Origin of the sequence: Streptomyces sp. NBC_01622, assembly GCF_045209635.1 — a bacterium.
Classification (GTDB): Bacteria; Actinomycetota; Actinomycetes; order Streptomycetales; family Streptomycetaceae; genus Streptomyces.
This window is the reverse complement of record NZ_CP109293.1, coordinates 8,573,220-8,588,354: the sequence shown is the minus strand read 5'-3', so window position 1 is coordinate 8,588,354 and position 15,135 is coordinate 8,573,220. Positions and strand designations below refer to the sequence as shown.

General features: G+C 69.5%; 15 protein-coding genes. 1 reads left to right on the top strand and 14 read right to left on the bottom strand.

Features of this window, described 5'->3' with window-relative positions:
* Positions 1-3: 3 nt before the first annotated feature.
* The 12 genes from OH768_RS39770 to OH768_RS39715 all read right to left on the bottom strand — a co-directional run bounded on the left by OH768_RS39770 (position 4) and on the right by OH768_RS39715 (position 13,336).
* Positions 4-1,314 carry a polysaccharide lyase family 1 protein gene (locus OH768_RS39770; RefSeq protein ID WP_406461133.1) on the bottom strand — a complete coding sequence of 437 codons (1,311 nt, stop codon included), beginning with the start codon at positions 1,312-1,314 and terminating at the stop codon, positions 4-6.
* 17 nt (positions 1,315-1,331) lie between these two features.
* Positions 1,332-2,117: a rhamnogalacturonan acetylesterase gene (locus tag OH768_RS39765; RefSeq protein ID WP_406461131.1), complete on the bottom strand. Its 786-nt coding sequence runs from the start codon at positions 2,115-2,117 to the stop codon at positions 1,332-1,334.
* A 92-nt stretch (positions 2,118-2,209) separates the two neighbouring features.
* Entirely contained in the window at positions 2,210-3,547 is a 1,338-nt protein-coding gene (locus OH768_RS39760) for an ABC transporter substrate-binding protein (RefSeq protein ID WP_406461129.1), read from the bottom strand.
* A 90-nt stretch (positions 3,548-3,637) separates the two neighbouring features.
* On the bottom strand, positions 3,638-5,182 hold the full coding sequence (locus OH768_RS39755; protein WP_406461128.1) for a family 43 glycosylhydrolase: 1,545 nt from the start codon (positions 5,180-5,182) through the stop codon (positions 3,638-3,640).
* Complete coding sequence (locus OH768_RS39750; RefSeq protein ID WP_406461127.1) at positions 5,179-6,024, bottom strand: PmoA family protein; 846 nt, start codon at positions 6,022-6,024, stop codon at positions 5,179-5,181. The genes OH768_RS39755 and OH768_RS39750 overlap by 4 nt, the downstream gene beginning before the upstream one ends.
* Complete coding sequence (locus OH768_RS39745) at positions 6,024-7,193, bottom strand: Gfo/Idh/MocA family protein (RefSeq protein ID WP_406461126.1); 1,170 nt, start codon at positions 7,191-7,193, stop codon at positions 6,024-6,026. Before OH768_RS39745 ends, OH768_RS39750 begins: the two co-directional genes overlap by 1 nt.
* Before the next feature lie 49 nt (positions 7,194-7,242).
* Complete coding sequence (locus OH768_RS39740) at positions 7,243-8,127, bottom strand: carbohydrate ABC transporter permease (RefSeq protein ID WP_406461124.1); 885 nt, start codon at positions 8,125-8,127, stop codon at positions 7,243-7,245.
* Entirely contained in the window at positions 8,124-9,059 is a 936-nt protein-coding gene (locus tag OH768_RS39735; RefSeq protein ID WP_406461122.1) for a carbohydrate ABC transporter permease, read from the bottom strand. The genes OH768_RS39740 and OH768_RS39735 overlap by 4 nt, the downstream gene beginning before the upstream one ends.
* A gap of 80 nt (positions 9,060-9,139) precedes the next feature.
* The gene (araD, locus tag OH768_RS39730; RefSeq protein WP_406461120.1) at positions 9,140-10,870 is read right to left on the bottom strand and encodes an L-arabinonate dehydratase; all 1,731 of its coding nucleotides are present in this window, start codon (positions 10,868-10,870) and stop codon (positions 9,140-9,142) included.
* Entirely contained in the window at positions 10,858-11,766 is a 909-nt protein-coding gene (locus tag OH768_RS39725; RefSeq protein ID WP_406461119.1) for a dihydrodipicolinate synthase family protein, read from the bottom strand. The genes araD and OH768_RS39725 overlap by 13 nt, the downstream gene beginning before the upstream one ends.
* The gene (locus OH768_RS39720) at positions 11,763-12,455 is read right to left on the bottom strand and encodes a GntR family transcriptional regulator (protein WP_406461118.1); all 693 of its coding nucleotides are present in this window, start codon (positions 12,453-12,455) and stop codon (positions 11,763-11,765) included. Before OH768_RS39720 ends, OH768_RS39725 begins: the two co-directional genes overlap by 4 nt.
* A gap of 131 nt (positions 12,456-12,586) precedes the next feature.
* Positions 12,587-13,336, bottom strand: a complete 750-nt coding sequence (locus OH768_RS39715) for an MBL fold metallo-hydrolase (protein WP_406461117.1) — start codon at positions 13,334-13,336, stop codon at positions 12,587-12,589.
* A gap of 108 nt (positions 13,337-13,444) precedes the next feature.
* Between OH768_RS39715 and OH768_RS39710 the strand changes: the two genes are divergently transcribed.
* Positions 13,445-14,038, top strand: a complete 594-nt coding sequence (locus tag OH768_RS39710; RefSeq protein ID WP_406461115.1) for an HD domain-containing protein — start codon at positions 13,445-13,447, stop codon at positions 14,036-14,038.
* Positions 14,039-14,049: 11 nt separating this feature from the next.
* Here the strand turns inward: OH768_RS39710 and OH768_RS39705 are convergent, their stop codons facing one another.
* Entirely contained in the window at positions 14,050-14,637 is a 588-nt protein-coding gene (locus OH768_RS39705; protein WP_406461114.1) for a TIGR03086 family metal-binding protein, read from the bottom strand.
* 24 nt (positions 14,638-14,661) lie between these two features.
* On the bottom strand, positions 14,662-15,087 hold the full coding sequence (locus tag OH768_RS39700; RefSeq protein ID WP_406461112.1) for a DUF6010 family protein: 426 nt from the start codon (positions 15,085-15,087) through the stop codon (positions 14,662-14,664).
* Between the last annotated feature and the right edge of the window lie 48 nt (positions 15,088-15,135).

Sequence of the window (15,135 nt, the reverse complement as noted above, 5' to 3'; positions counted from 1 at the left end):
GGGTCAGCGCAGGCGGCCCGCACCGGCGTTGTGGTCGACGACGAACGGCACGGCCCTCGCGGGGTCGATCTTGGTGCGCAGGGTCGGTGTCCAGCCGGCGCCGGACTGGAGGACCTCGGTGGGCACACCGGCGTTGTGGACGGCGATCAGATCGGTGAGCTCGCCGTTGACGTAGTTGTCGTCGGCGGTGAGCGGCGCCTCGGACCACTTCTTGAGGACGGTGGCCTCGGAGATGCCGGCCGGGACCGTGAACGCGTTGTGTTCCGCGACGAGTTGGGACTCCAGGCCGATGCCGTAGCTGTAGCCGTATCCGGGCTCGGCGACGAAGTGGTTGTTGTAGGAGTCGACTTGACCGAACCGGACGCGGGGTGCGCGCTCGACGAGGTTGGCGAACAGGTTGTGGTGAAGCGTGACCTTCAGATGGCCCCGGTCGACGGCGGCGGTCGAAGCGCTGTCGCTGTTGCCGATGAGGATCGTCTTGTCGTGGTCGGTGAAGACGTTCCAGGAGGCGGTGACGTAGTCGGCGCCCTTGACGATGTCGAGTTCGCCGTCGTGCTGCTCGAAGATCCGCCCGTAGTAGGTGGGCAGCGAGCTGTCCGGGTGGTCGCCGTCGGTGAACGTGTTGTGGTCCAGCCACACATGGGTGGAGCCGTAGATGACGGCGCTGTCGTACTCGGAGTTCCAGTTGCCGGTGTCGCCGTCGGTCGGGTCCCACTGCGGGAAGCAGTCGAGCGGGCTCTCGAAGGCGAGGTTGCGGACGATGACGTTGTCGACGGCCGTGATCTGCAGGCTGGCGCCCTTGAACCCGGCGTTGCTGCCGATGCCGATGATGGTGGTGTTGGCGGGCACGAACGCCTTGATGGCGGTGTTCTGGTTGGCGGCGGAGACCCTGCGCAGGCCCTCGGGACTGTCGGCGGGCTCGTTGTCGAGGTTCTGGTCGTAGCCCCAGACAGCGGGGTCGTAGGTGGCGAGGTACTGCGCGAAGTCGTAGCCGGGCGCGGCGAAGGAGTCGCAGCCCTCGGCGTTGGCGTCGATCGTCCCCTTGACTCTGATGACCTTCGGCGCGGTGCCGCCGGCGGCCAACGCGGCTTTGAAATCAGCCCAGTTGGAGACGGTGTAGACGTGGTCGGGGGTGGCGGCGGCACCACCGCTGGTGCCGGTGCCGTAGGAGGCCCAGCCGTCACCGGCGCCGAGGGTCTCGCGGGCGAGGCTGCGGGGATGGGCCTGGGCGGTGGTACCGGTGAGGGCGAGAGCCAGTGCCGTGCACCCCACCAGCGAAGCTATGACGCGTCCATGACATACGAATGTACGCACTGTGCGGGTCTCCTTGCTCAGAGGAAGCCCGAGGCGTCCGTCGCCTCGGGCCAGGTGATCCAGGACGTGGGAATCTCGTCGCGCAGCCGTACGACATCACGCGGCGCGAGCACCCGGGTACGCGCCAACTCCCGCGCCACGAGCCGCGCAACGGCGATCGCACCGGGCGGATTGAAGTGCGTGTTGTCCTGCTCGGTGTCGGTCCAGTTGAAGTAGACCTTCGTCTCCTCGACCCCGAGCCGCTGCCACAACGCCAGCGACAGCGCCTCGATGTCGAGCAGCGCGACCCGCTCCTGCTGGGCGAGCGCGCGCATCGCCGCCGGGTAATCGCCGTGGGTGGCAACGGAGTTGCCGTCGGCGTCAAACCTGCGTCGCTCGACGGGGGTGGCGAGCACGGGCCGGGCGCCATGAGCCCTGGCCCCTGCGATGCAGAGCCGCAGATAGTCCTGGTACGTCGTCCAGGGCTCGGTGTATCGGGTCGGGTCGGCGATCTTCTCGTCGTTGTGCGCGAACTGGACGAGAAGGAGATCGCCGGGCCGAATGGCGGCGAGGACCACATCCAGCCGCCCTTCGTCGACGAAGCTTTTCGAACTCCGCCCGTTCACGGCATGGTTGGCGACTTTCACTCCCCGCCGCAGAAAGAAGGGAAGGGCCATTCCCCACCCGGTCTCGGGCGCTTCGGTGGAGTACTTCTGGGCGGCGGTGGAATCACCGGCGATGTAGAGAGTGCGATCTCGCCGACCACCTCGTAAGGGAACGGCAGCAAGAGCACCTAACGCGACTTGCCGCCGGGTAAGAGACACGACTGGCTCACCTCTCGTTTCTTCAGGGGCGCGGGGAACTGCGCGACCAGCCCTCACAGGCCCGCAGCCCCCCACAACCGAAACCACCCAACTCAGTGGTTCTTCTTCCAGTCCGCCTGCGCCGCGTTCAACTGGTCGGCAAGCGTGTCCAGAAACGCCTTCGCCGTCATCTTCCCGAGCAACAGCTTCTGGAAGTTCGGCTCGTTGTCCGCCTTGGAGATGGTGTTCCAGTCCGGCAGGTAATACGGCAGCTGCACAATCTTCGTGTCGGCCCCGTTGAGCGCCTCCGCAGCCAACCGAGTGGGCTCCGACTTCTGGATCCACGCGGCGCCCGCCGCATCCGTGTTCGCCGGCACCTGCCCCGCAGACTCGTTGAACTTGGAGTTCTCCGCCGCGGAAACCGCGAACTCGATGAACTTCCAGGCCGCCTCTTTGTTCTTGCTGGACTTGAACAGGCTCAGCCCGTCAACGGGGTTGGAGATCTGCACGCGCGTACCGTCGTCCAGGGTCGGATTGGGAATTCCCTTGAACTTGTCCGCGCCCAGCGCCTTCAGATGATCCTGATACGACCCGAGGTTGTGACTGAGCATCCCGATCGTGCCGCTGTCCCACTGCGCGACCATCTTGGTGAAGTCGTTGTTGAGGTCGGCGGACGGGGTGTCCTTCTTGTACAGGGCGATGTACTTCTCCAACGCGGCAACGTTCTTGGGGTCGTTGACCGTCGTCCTGTCGCCGTTCCAGAACGAGGTGATGCCGGTCTGCCCGTACACCGCGTCGAGAGCGGGCGCGATGGACCCCTCACCGCCCCGGATGGTGAAACCGAACTTGTTCTTGGCCTTGTCGGTGAGCTTGTCGGCGGCGGCGTAGAACTTCGACCAGGTGGTCGGTGCGTCCAGACCGGCCGCCTTGAACAGGTCGGTGCGGTACCACAGCGTGCCGTTGTTGGCGGAGGTCGGAATCTGGTACAGCGTGTCCCCGCCACCGGCGGACTTGCTCACGTCGAGCAGGTTCTGGCTCAACTTGCCGTTCAGCGCACTGGACTTGAGCCGGCTGTCCAACGGCTCGAGCGCCCCCTGCACCGCGACCTCGGCGAGCACCGCGGTCCCCACACCGCCGACGTCGGGCAGCCCGCCGCCCTGGATGGCGGTGTCGTACTTGGACTGGGCGCTCGCGGCGGGTATCCCGACGTACTTGACCTTGATGTCGGGGTTCTTCTTCTCGAAGTCCGCGATGATCTGCTTCCAGATGTCGGTGCGGACACCGCCGTTGTTGTCCCAGAAGGTGATCGTGCCCTTGCCGGAGCCCTCGTCGCCCTTGTCCCCCGCTCCGCCGCTGCCGTCGTCGCCGCAGGCGGTGGCGGTCAGCGCGAGCACGGAGCCCAGGGCGACGGCCATCGCGGCCCGCCGGCTTCTGCGGATGCTGGTCTTCATAGGTCGGCTCTCTTCTTGTGGAGGGGCTGGCAAGCGCTTGCTACGGAGGTGCGTCATTGCGACTCCCAACAGGCGTACGGGCAGGGCGAGTTAGTGGAGAGGACTGATCCGGAACCGCGTGAACACGGCCGCGCCGGCATGTCCCGTGCCGGCGGGCGCGAGCGCGAAGAGCCCGAGCAGGGCACCGACCCAGCGCCAGGGGGTGGCGGCGAAGACCTGGCCGCTCGGCCGCGGACCGTCCCCGACGTCGTAGAGGAAGCGGCACCGCGCCCCGGCGCCGATCTCGATCCGCAGCCGGACCCGGCCCTCGGGGGCGGGGCAGGACTCCCCCGCGTCCCGTTCACTCCCCCACTGCCCGAAAGGCGTGGGAGGTGCCCCCATGGCGACGGGCTCGGCGAAGCGGTGCACGAATCGCACCTCCCCGTCCGCACCCCGCTGGAGTCCGATCCAGCTGTACGCGTCGCCCAGCACGGCCAGCCCCGCCCTCGTCCCCAACTCCTCAGTGTGCAGCCGTAGTTCGACCTCGACGGCTACGGGCGTGCCGGGGAGGCGCTGGGTGAGGAGGTTCGGGAGCTTGCGCAGGTCGTGTGCGTCGGCGGAGCGTGCGCACGTCAGTCGTAGGCCGTCGCCCGAGTGGTGGGTGGCCCAGCCGTCCTGCGGGTTCGCCGTCCACTGCCACTGGCGGCCGTACCGTCCGCCGGGGAAGTCGTCGTCGGTGGCGGGCGCGGCGGGCGGCTGCGGCGGGAGATCCGGTTTCCGGTGCACGGCCGCGGGGGCGCCCGCGTCGCCGATGACCGGCCAGCCGTCGTCACCCCACTCCATCGGCTGAAGGTGCACAACTCGGCCGTAGGCGCCGCGTTGCTGGAAGTGCAGGAACCAGTCCTCGCCGGACGCGGTGCGCACCCACGCGCCCTGGTGCGGGCCGTTGACGTCGGTGTCCTTCTGCTCCAGGACGACCTTCTCCTCGTACGGTCCGAAGAAGCCGCGGGAGCGGAACGCGCCCTGCCAGCCGGTCTCGACTCCCCCTGCGGGCGCGAGGATCCAGAACCAGCCGTCGTGGCGGTGGACCTTGGGGCCCTCCAGGGTGAACCAGCCGGGGATGTGGTCCGCGTCGACAATCACCTTGCCGTCGTCGAGCAGAGTCGTGGCGTCGGGGTGCATACGGTGGCCGGTGAGGCGGTTCTTGATGCCCGCGCGGGACTTGGCCCAGGCGTGGACGAGGTAGGCCTCGTCGTTGTCCTCGTCCCACAAGGGGCACGGGTCTATCAGGCCCTTGCCCTCCTTGAGGAGGTGGGGGCGGGTCCAAGGGCCGCGTATCTCGGGGGCGTTGATCTGGAAGATGCCCTGGTCGGGGTCGCCCCAGAAGATCCAGAAGCGTTCGTCGTGGTACCTCAACGCGGGGGCCCAGACGCCGCAGTCGTGACGTGGAGTTCTGAACTCCCGTTCGGGTTCCAGGCGTTGGAGGGCGTGGCCGACCAACGTCCAGTTGACCAGGTCGCGGGAGTGCAGCAGCGGCAGGCCCGGCACGCGGCCGAAGCTGGACGCGGTGAGGTAGAAGTCGTCGCCGACGCGGATGACGTCCGGGTCGGACCAGTCGGCGTTCAGGACGGGGTTGGTGTACGTCTCGGGGGTCACTGGCCGACCGCCTTCCGCACCAGCACCGCCGCCTCGCCCCGGTCCAGGCTGCCGTCCGCGACGACGGTGACGATGCGTCGTACGACCGTGTCGCCGGGCGGGATCGGCAGCCGCTCGTCCGAGGCCAACGACGAGCCCACGCCCGGGTATTCGGCGGTGCGGACGAACCACGGGTCACGGCGGGAGCGGCCCGTGGCGCCGGCGAAGACCAGCGTCCAGCCGGTGCCGGCGAGGGCCAGCCAGTCGGCGCGGGTGCCGTGGACGGCCGGTTCGCCCTCGTGGTCGGCGGTGAAGACGCGCGGGGTCTCCGCTGCCTTGCGGGCCCGCCAGAAGAAGCCGCCGTATGCGGCTCCGGGGCGGCCGTTGGTGGCGGGGCAGCCGATCGACAGGGGGTCCGGCGTTACGTTGGTGAGGGAGAAGGTGAAGTCCAACGCCCAGGCGGCGTCGGTGAGTTCGGTGGCGGCGACCGTACGGCGTTCGCGCAGCAGCTCGGCGCCCGAGGCCACCCAGCGGAGTTCCTCGACGAAGCCGTCGGGGTCGCGGAGCTGGAAGGCGGAGTGGCGTTGGGCGCCGTGGTTGTCGAGTTCGGTCGGACCCCGGCCCTGGACGTAGGTGCGGCCGCCCCAGAAGTTGTGCCCCTCGACGTCGGGAACGGCGACACCGACGCCGAGGTGGTGGGTGTGGTCGACGGGGCTCAGTTCGGTGACCGCCGTGCCGGCCAGGGTGGTTACGGGGTGCAGATACGGGCGTGGGGAGAGCCGGGCGGGCAGCTCGGGCCGGGTGACGTACCGGGCGACCGGGCGGCCCGCGACGCGCAGCACCGGTGTGTCATGGGTGATCATCAGGTGCTCACCTCTTTCGGTGGGGCCCAGGAGGCGCCCAGCTCTGAGTAGAGGGCGAGGGTGTCGGCCGCCGCCGTGACCATTGCGTCGATGCCGGGGACGACCCGGCGGCTCTCGGCGGTCAGCAAGTGCCAGGCGTCGGCGGGGAGTTGGGCCGGGTCAGGGGCCTGGCGGATCGCTTCGACGACCTTCATGAAGGCGCCCGTCGAGTCCGGTTCGACCAACAGCGCGTCGCCGTCGGTGAGATGGGCGACCAGGTTCTCCAACAGGTCCGTGCTGCCGAACTCGAACTCCTCCGGGCCGTGTCCCGCCCGCTGGAGCAGGACGCGGTCCTGCTTGTACCAGTAGGTGATCCGGCCCTCGCTGCCGTGCACCAACACATAGGGCTCGCCGGGGTGTTCGGCGCACAAGGTCACGGCGACGGTGACCGGGCGGCCCTGGACGGTGGTGACGCGGACGCAGGAGGTGTCGTCGGACTCGATGTCGTTGGCGCGCACGAGCTCGGTCTCGATGCGGGCGACGTCCTCGGCACGGGTCGTGCCGTTCAGGGCGAGGGCGGTGGCGACGGCGTGCGCGAGAGGGTTGGTCAGCGCGCCGTCGATCACGTCAACGCCGTTCAGGCGACGCTTGCCCGCCCAGGGGGCGCGCCGGTAGTACGCCTCGTCGCGTGCCCAGGCACCGGCCCCGCCTACTCCGGTCAGCGTTCCGATGGCGCCCTTGGCGATCAGCTCGCGGATCGCGGGTAGGGCGTGCGAGCCGAGCGACTGGAACCCGATCTGGCAGACCACCCCGGCCGCGGCGACCCCGTCGGCCATCCTGCGGAACTCGGCGTACGACGGCGCGGGCGGCTTCTCCAGCAGCAGGTGCACGCCCCGCTTCGCGGCGGCCAGGGCGAGGTCCGTGTGGGTCGGGATCGGGGTGCAGACCACGGCCACCTGGGAACCGGTGGAGTCGAGGAGTTCGCCGAAGTCCGGTGACTGGGCCGGGAGTTCGGCGCCGAACTCCTCTTCGGTCAGCGGGGTCAGCTCGCAGATGCCGACGAGGCGTACGAGGCCCTTGTCCTGGAGCCGGCGGATGTTCTCGACGTGCCAGCGGCCGTGGCCCCGGGCGCCGGCGAGGACGACGGGGACGGGTGTGGAAACGGTCGTAGCACCGTTCAGGTGGGTCATGGGATTCTCCCTGCGTCGACGATCTTCGCCAGCAGGGTAAGCGGTTGCCTCATCCCTTCACCGCCCCCGCGCTGAAGCCGGTGATCAGCCACTTCTGGATGAAGGCGAAGACGATCACCACGGGTACGGCCGCGACAATGCCGCCCGCCGCGAGCGCGCCGAGGTCGACGCTGTCCGCGCTCATCAGGGTGTTGAGGCCGACCGGGATGGTCTGCTTGCTCTGGTCGGAGAGGAACATCAGGGCGAAGAGGAAGTGGTTCCAGGCGTGCACGAAGGCGAAGGAGCCGACGGCGATCAGGCCGGGCCGCAGCAACGGGAGGACGACGATGCGGAAGGCGGCGAAGCGGTTGCAGCCGTCGACCCAGGCGGCCTCCTCCAGGGACTGCGGGACGTTCCGGATGAAGCCGCTGATCAGGATCATCGACAGCGGGAGCTGGAAGACGGTCTCCGCGAGGACGACGCTGCCGAGCGAGTTGATCATCTGGAGCTTGGCGAAGATCTGGAACAGCGGGACCAACAGCAGTGCGCCCGGCACGAATTGGGAACAGAGCAGGGCCAGCATGAAGGTGCGTTTGATCCTGAACTCGAAGCGGGCCAGGGCGTAGCCGCCGGCCAGAGCGACGACCGTGGTGAGGACCAGGGTGGCGACGCCGACGTAGACGCTGTTCTGGAAGTAGACCCCGAAGCTGCGCTCGGTCCACACCTTCTGGAAGTGGTCGAGTGTCATCGGCCAGGGCACGAGGGAGGTCGAGCCGGCCGGGCGGAACGCGAAGAGCAGGATCCAGTAGAAGGGGATCAGGGTGAAGACGAGGTAGATGCCGAGGGGGACGTAGATCTGCCAGCGCGGGACCTCGTCCCAGGCGCGGCGCGCCTTGCGCGGCTGGTGCGGTGCGGCGGACTCCCGCTCGCGGGCCGGGGCGATCTCGGTGATCACTTGTCGCCGCCTCCGAACTTGCTCAGCCGCAGATAGACCATCGAGAAGAACAGCAGGATCACGAACGCGACCGTGGTGAGGGCCGACGCGTAGCCGAAGTTGTGTGCTTCGACGCTGGTGTTGGCGACGTAGAGCGGGAGCGTGGTCGTCTCGCCGGCCGGGCCGCCGCCGGTCAGGGTGTAGAGGAGGTCGACGTTGTTGAACTCCCACACCGCGCGCAGCAGCGTGGACAGCACGATCGCGTCCTTGAGGTGCGGCAGCGTGATGTGCAGGAACTGCTTGAAGCGGCTGGCGCCGTCGACCTCGGCGGCCTCGTACAAGTCCTTCGAGACGGACTGGAGGTCGGCGAGGATGAGGATCGCGAAGAAGGGGACACCCCGCCAGAGGTCCGCGACTACGGCCGCGGAGAAGACGGTTGAGGGGTCGGAGAGCCAACTCGTGCCGTACTGGCCGATTCCCATGTCCGCGAGGTAACGGGTCACGCCCGTCTGGGAGTTGTAGAGCAGCACCCAGATCGCGGAGGTCAGTACGCCCGACACGGCCCAGGGAGAGAAGACCAGCGCCCGGCCGATGGACCGCCCCACGAAGCTCTGGTTGACGATGAGCGCGAGTGCCAGTCCGAAGAGGAGTTGGAGGCCTACCTCTACGACGACCCACTTGGCGCTGAAGGTCAACGTGTCCCAGAACTGGGGGTCGTTGGTGAAGGCGTGGGTGAAGTTGTCGAGGCCCGCGAAGCCGTTGCGCCAGGGTTTGGTGGGGTTGTAGTTCTGCAGGCTGTAGTAGAAGACGCTGATGACCGGGTAGGCGATGAAGCCCAGCATGAGCAGCGCGGCCGGGGCGATCAGCAGATACGGGAGCCTGCGCGGGGTCGCGGAGGCACGGCGCCGCCGGGGTGGCGCGGGCGGTTTCGCCACGGCTGCGGCTTGGGCCATGACTGTTCTCCGTTCCAGTGGGGCGGGTACAGCGGGTGCAGGAAGCGCTTGCTCGACGGGCATGCGAAGCAAGAGGGTGCTCAACCGGCGTACGGGTCAGGCACCTTGCCCGGCCGGGCCAGGAACTCGAAGTCGCAGCCGGTGTCCGCCTGGGTGATCTGGTCGTTGTAGAGCGCGCCGTAGCCGCGCTCGTACCGTGCGGGCGGCGGTGTCCACTCCGCCCTGCGCCGCTCCAACTCCTCGTCGTCCACGTTGAGTTGGAGGGTGCGCGCCTCGACGTCCAGGGTGATGGTGTCCCCGGTCCGCACGAGCGCCAGTGGTCCGCCGACGTACGACTCGGGCGCGATGTGCAGCACGCACGCGCCGTAACTCGTGCCGCTCATCCGGGCGTCGGAGATCCGGACCATGTCCCGGACGCCCTGCTTGAGGAGGTGGTCGGGGAGCGGGAGCATGCCGTACTCCGGCATACCGGGGCCGCCCTTGGGGCCCGCGTTGCGCAGCACCAGCACGCTGTCTGCGGTGATGTCCAGCTCCGGGTCGTTGATGGTGCGTTGCATGGTCCGGTAGTCGTCGAAGACGACCGCGGGGCCGGTGTGCTTGAGCAGGTGCGGTTCGGCGGCGATGTGCTTGATGACGGCGCCGTCCGGGCAGAGGTTGCCGCGCAGGACGGCGACTCCGCCTTCGTGTGCGACCGGGTTGTCGCGAGGGCGTATGACGTCGTCGTTGTGCACCTGCGCGCCTTCGAGCTGTTCGCGCAGGGTGTCGTGGGAGACGGTCGGGCGGTCCAGGTGGAGCAGGTCCGTGATGCGGGAGAGGAACCCGGGCAGGCCGCCGGCGAAGTGGAAGTCCTCCATGAGATACGTCCGTCCGCCGGGCCGTACGTTCGCCAGGACCGGGACCGTGCGCGCGATGCGGTCGAAGTCGTCGAGCGTGAGGCGGACGCCCGCGCGGCCGGCCATGGCGATGAGGTGGATCACGGCGTTGGTGGAGCCGCCGAGGCCGAGGACGGTGGTGACCGCGTCCTCGAACGCGTCCTGGGTGAGGATCGACGAGAGAACACGCCCCTTGTGGACTTGTTCAACGATCCTCATGCCGGATTGCGCGGCCATCCGATCGTGCCCCGAGTCCACGGCGGGAATGCTCGACGCGCCCGGCACGGTCACACCCAGCGCCTCCGCCGCCGCCGTCAGCGTGGACGCCGTGCCCATGGTCATGCAGTGCCCGGGCGAGCGCGCGAGGCCGCTCTCCAGCTCGGCCAGCTCGCAGTCGCCGATGAGGCCGGCGCGCTTGTCGTCCCAGTACTTCCACATGTCGGTGCCGGAGCCGAGGACCTCGTTGCGCCAGTGGCCCGGCAGCATCGGCCCGGCGGGGACGAAGACGGTGGGCAGGTCGACGCTGGCCGCGCCCATGAGGAGCGCGGGGGTCGACTTGTCGCAGCCGCCCATGAGCACGGCACCGTCGACGGGATACGACCGCAGCAGTTCCTCGGTCTCCATCGCGAGGAGGTTGCGGTAGAGCATCGGGGTCGGCTTCTGGAAGGTCTCGCTGAGCGTGGAGACGGGGAACTCCAGCGGGAAGCCGCCCGCCTGCCACACGCCCCTCTTGACCGCCTGGGCACGGTCGCGGAGGTGTACATGACAGGGATTGATGTCCGACCAGGTGTTGAGGATCGCGATGACGGGCTTGCCGAGGTGTTCCTCGGGGAGGTAGCCGAGCTGGCGGGTGCGGGCCCGGTGGCTGAAGGAGCGCAGCCCGTCGGTGCCGTACCACTGGTGGCTTCTGAGCTCTTCCGGTGCCTTCATATGGACCATCCGGCGGCTATCGCGGCGACTTCGGCGCGCTCGCTCTCGGGCAGGGGCTTGCTGGGGGGCCGTACGTCGCGGCGGCACAGGCCGAGGGACGCAAGCGCTTCCTTCACGATCGTGACGTTGTTGGCCGAGCCGTTTGCGGCCCTTAGTTCCTCGAATCGGCGGATCTGTTCCCACACCTTCATCGCCCCGGGATAGTCGCCCGATCGAAGCGCTTCGATCATGTTCAGCGAAACGGACGGGGCGACGTTCACGAGTCCCGAGGTGAAGCCGGTGGCTCCCGCCGAGAAGTAGGAGGGCGCGTACGGTTCGGCCAGCCCGGCCACCCATACGAAGCGTTCGAGCCCCGCGTCCCGCGCGAAGGCGGCGAAGCGGGCCGCGTCGGGGACGGCGTACTTGACTCCGACGACGTTCGGGCAGTCGTCGGCGAGTTCGGCGAGACGGGCGCCGAGGAGTTGGGCGTTGCGGATGTACGGGACGACGCCCAGGTCGGGCACGGCCTCGGCGATGGCGCGGTGGTAGTCGACCCAGCCGCTCTGGGAGACGTAGGGATGGACGGGCTGATGGACCATCACCATCTGGGCGCCGTGGGCGCGGGCGTGCCGGGCCGAGGCGATGGCGGTGGGCACGTCGTGGCCGACGCCGACGAGGACGGCGGCGCGTTCGCCCGCCTCGTCGATGGTCAACTCCGTTACCAGACGGCGTTCTTGAGGAGTGAGGGCGTAGAACTCGCCGGTGTTGCCGTTCGGCGTGAGGATGCCGATCCCGCCGTCGAGCAGGCGGCGCAGCAGGGTCCGGTGGGTGTCCTGATCGACGGTGCCGTCCGCGGCGAACGGGGTCACCGGGATCGCCACCACGTCGGCCAGGGCGGCCCGTTGGGCCTCGAACGCCGCTGTCATGCCTGACCGTCCTCTCCCTGGGTTCCCGGCTCGGTGCCGGGTCCTTGTCCCAACTCGGTGCCGGGGAAAGCTCGTTGTACGAACGACGCGATGTGGGCGTGCAGCGCGGTCGCCGCGGCGTCCGCGTCGCCGTCGAGGGCGAGCCGCAGGATCTCGCGGTGTTCGCCTGCCTCCCGTTCCCAGGAGGGCGAGGCGGCCCAGGCGACGGCGGAGACCAGGGCGGCCTGGTCGCGGACCTCGTCAAGCATCCGGCCGAGCAGCGGGTTGCCGCACGGCAGATACAGGGCGCGGTGGAACTCCCGGTTGGCGAGGGAGCGTTCGGCGGTGTCGGCGGCCTCGTCGGCGCGGGTCAGCGCTTCGCGTGCGGCGTCCAGGGAGGCGCCCAGCCGTACGGCCCGCCGTAGCGCCTCGGGTTCGAGGAGCAGCCGGACGTCGTACACCTCGCGCGCCATGTCCGCGTCCACCATGCGCACCGTGACGCCCTTGTACTGGTTCATCACGACGAGCCCGGTGCCGGCCAGGGTCTTGAGCGCCTCGCGCACCGGGGTCTTGGACACCCCGAACTGTGCGGCGAGTTCGGTCTCGACCAGTGGCTGACCCGGCGTCAACTGCCCGGTGAGGATGCGGTGTTTGATCCCTTCCAGCACGAACTGCGTGCGGGACGGGATCGGCGTGGGCACAGAGGTCATGCGCGCCTCTCGGATCTCACATATCGCGTCTCATATATGACGTACGAAGTACGACGCGTTGAAGTTAGGAGCGGCCCTGTGTTTCGTCAATGCTTCTGACAGAAGAACCGTCAACTTCCCCTCGCACGGCCTCACATGGTCTTGGTGACGCCTTCCAGCGCGGCCGAGGTCCGGCCGGGGAAGATCGCGGCGGCGCGCTCCAGCGCCGCTTCCCTGGTGAGGGTGGGTCCCACGTGGGTGATGAGGAGTTCGCGCGCACCCTTGGCGCAGGCGCCGGCGTCCTCGGGCGTGAGGTGCACCCGGCGTTCGCCTTCGCGATGCCGGTCGATGTCGGCCTCGCAGAGGAACACGTCGGCGCCGCCCGCGAGTTCGGACAGCGCCTCGCAGGGTCCGCTGTCCCCGGAGTAGCCGAGGACACTCCCCTGGCACTCGGCGCGCAGCCCGTAGGCCTCGGCGTCGTGGACGACGGCGCGTGCGGTGAGGCGGAGGTTCCAGTGCCGGACTGCGTGACCGTCGTAGAGCGGGCGGAAGTCGAAGACGCCGCTCAGGAACCGGACGTCCGGCTGTCCGAAGAAGCCGGCGAGGCGGCGGGCGCAGTCCTGTGGGGCGTAGAGCGGGATCGGGGCGGCCGGGGTCATCCCGCCGAAGGCGAACGCGTAGGCGGCGGCGAGGAGATCGGCACTGTGGTCGGCGTGCAGGTGCGAGATCCAGATCGCGGTGAGCCGCGCCGGGTCGGTGTGCCGCTGCAACTCCGCGAACGTTCCGGTGCCCGCGTCCACCCACACCTCGGCGCCGCCACCGCGCAGCAGGTACCCGGAGCAGGGGCGGCCGGGGCGCGGATGCGGGGAGGCGGTGCCGAGGACGGTGAGACTGAGAGGCATGGTGGGGAAGAGTACGGTTCCGGGGCCCGCGGCACTCACGGTTCGGGACCTTCCGCCACGTCCGGCCCTCTGGGGCGAGGATGCTGCGGTCAGTACCCTGACGCGGTGATGGCCAACACTCTCCTGTCGGGGGCGATGAGCGGCACCGTCGACCCGCCGCTGCTTCCTCTGCCGGACCGTGTCGTCGGGCTGCTGTCGGAGCTTGGGAGCCCGCCGCGGCTGGCGGCTCACCTGCGAGCCGTCCATGACGTCGCGCACCAGCTGGTCGACTGGCTGGAGCAGCACTGTCCGGCCGTGCCGGTCGACCGCGAAGCGGTGCTCTTCGGGGCGGCGACGCACGACGTGGGGAAGACGGTGCACGTCTGCGAGCTCTCCGGGCCCGGGGCCGCGCACGAGGAGGCGGGACGGACCCTGCTGCTGGGCCACGGCGTCGGCCCGGAGCTGGCCCGCTTCGCCGCGACGCACGCCTCGTGGGCGCGGCCGGGTGTCGGTCTGGAGGACCTCCTGGTGAGCCTCGCCGACAAGGTGTGGAAGAACAAGCGGGTCCCCGAGCTGGAGGATCTCGTCGTGGCCCGGCTGGCCGGGGCGAGCGGCCGGGCGGTGTGGGAGGAGTTCATGGCACTCGACGAGGTCCTCGCCCGCATCGGCGACGGGGCGGACGAGCGGCTGGCGTTCCAGGCGTCGTTCCCGGTCCACACCTGAGGGCGCCGGGTCTACGGCTTCCAGCCCGGGTCCCGTCCGCTGAGGCCCACCGCCCGGTCCAGCAGGGGTGCGTCCGCCGGTACCGGCACCACCGGTCCGAAGATGCCTCCGCCGCCGGTCGGGTCCTCGGCCGCCGCCAGCAGGAAGGTGTACGAGGCCTGGAGCGCGGTCGGGTCGGGGTCGTAGGGCTGGCCGGTGGCGCGGGCCAGGTCCCAGCCGTGGACGACCAGTTCGTCGGCCACGACGACGGCGGCGATCTCGCCGGGGAGGTCGACGCCGCCCGCGCGGGTCATGCCGGTCCAGGCGGCCGGGTCGCGCCAGGCCTCGGCGAGTCCGTCGAGGATCTTGGGGAACTCCTCGCGCCAGCCGGGGCCGATGTCCGAGGCGGCGGTGTCCGGTGCGGTGTCCGTCATGACGCCCAGGTCCTTGCGCGCGGCGTCGCGGAAGGCCACGGACAGGCCGAGCAGGTGTCCCAGCATGTTGCGTACGGCGGTGCCGGGGCACGGGGTCACGTCTCTGAGCTGCTCGTCGGTGACGCCCTCCACGAGCCGGGCGACGACACGGGTCTGCGGGCCGAGGTCGAAGATGCTGTCGGTCATGCGCTTCCCTTCCGGGGATCGGTCTCACTCAGGAGGTAGACCGACGGCGGCCCGGGAACTCATCGCCCGGCCCCGGACGAGTTCCCGCGCGGACGGCCCCTGGCGCAGACACCACAGCGCGATCACCGGGTCGCAGATGGCGCAGCCCAGCGAGGAGTCGTGGGCGAACGGGACGATGGGGTGCCCTTTGAGGTAGTGCACGATGTCCCACGCGGTGTGCAGCAGCCAGCCGACGCCGATCCAGGTCCACGATTCCAGACCGCGGTAGGCGACGTAGGTGGCGAGGGCGGTGAACGCGAACTCCCAGCCGCCCAGGCCGCCTCCGCTGAGATACGCGGCGCCCGCTCCCGCGACCATCACGGCGTTGAGGCGCCGCCGGTGCGCTTCGGGGACGAGGGACATGATCAGCACGTAGACGAGGCCGATGACGATCGGCATGAGATAGCGCATGCGGCGACGCTAGAACCGTCCCGCCCGCCGCCCCAGGGGTATTGCCGA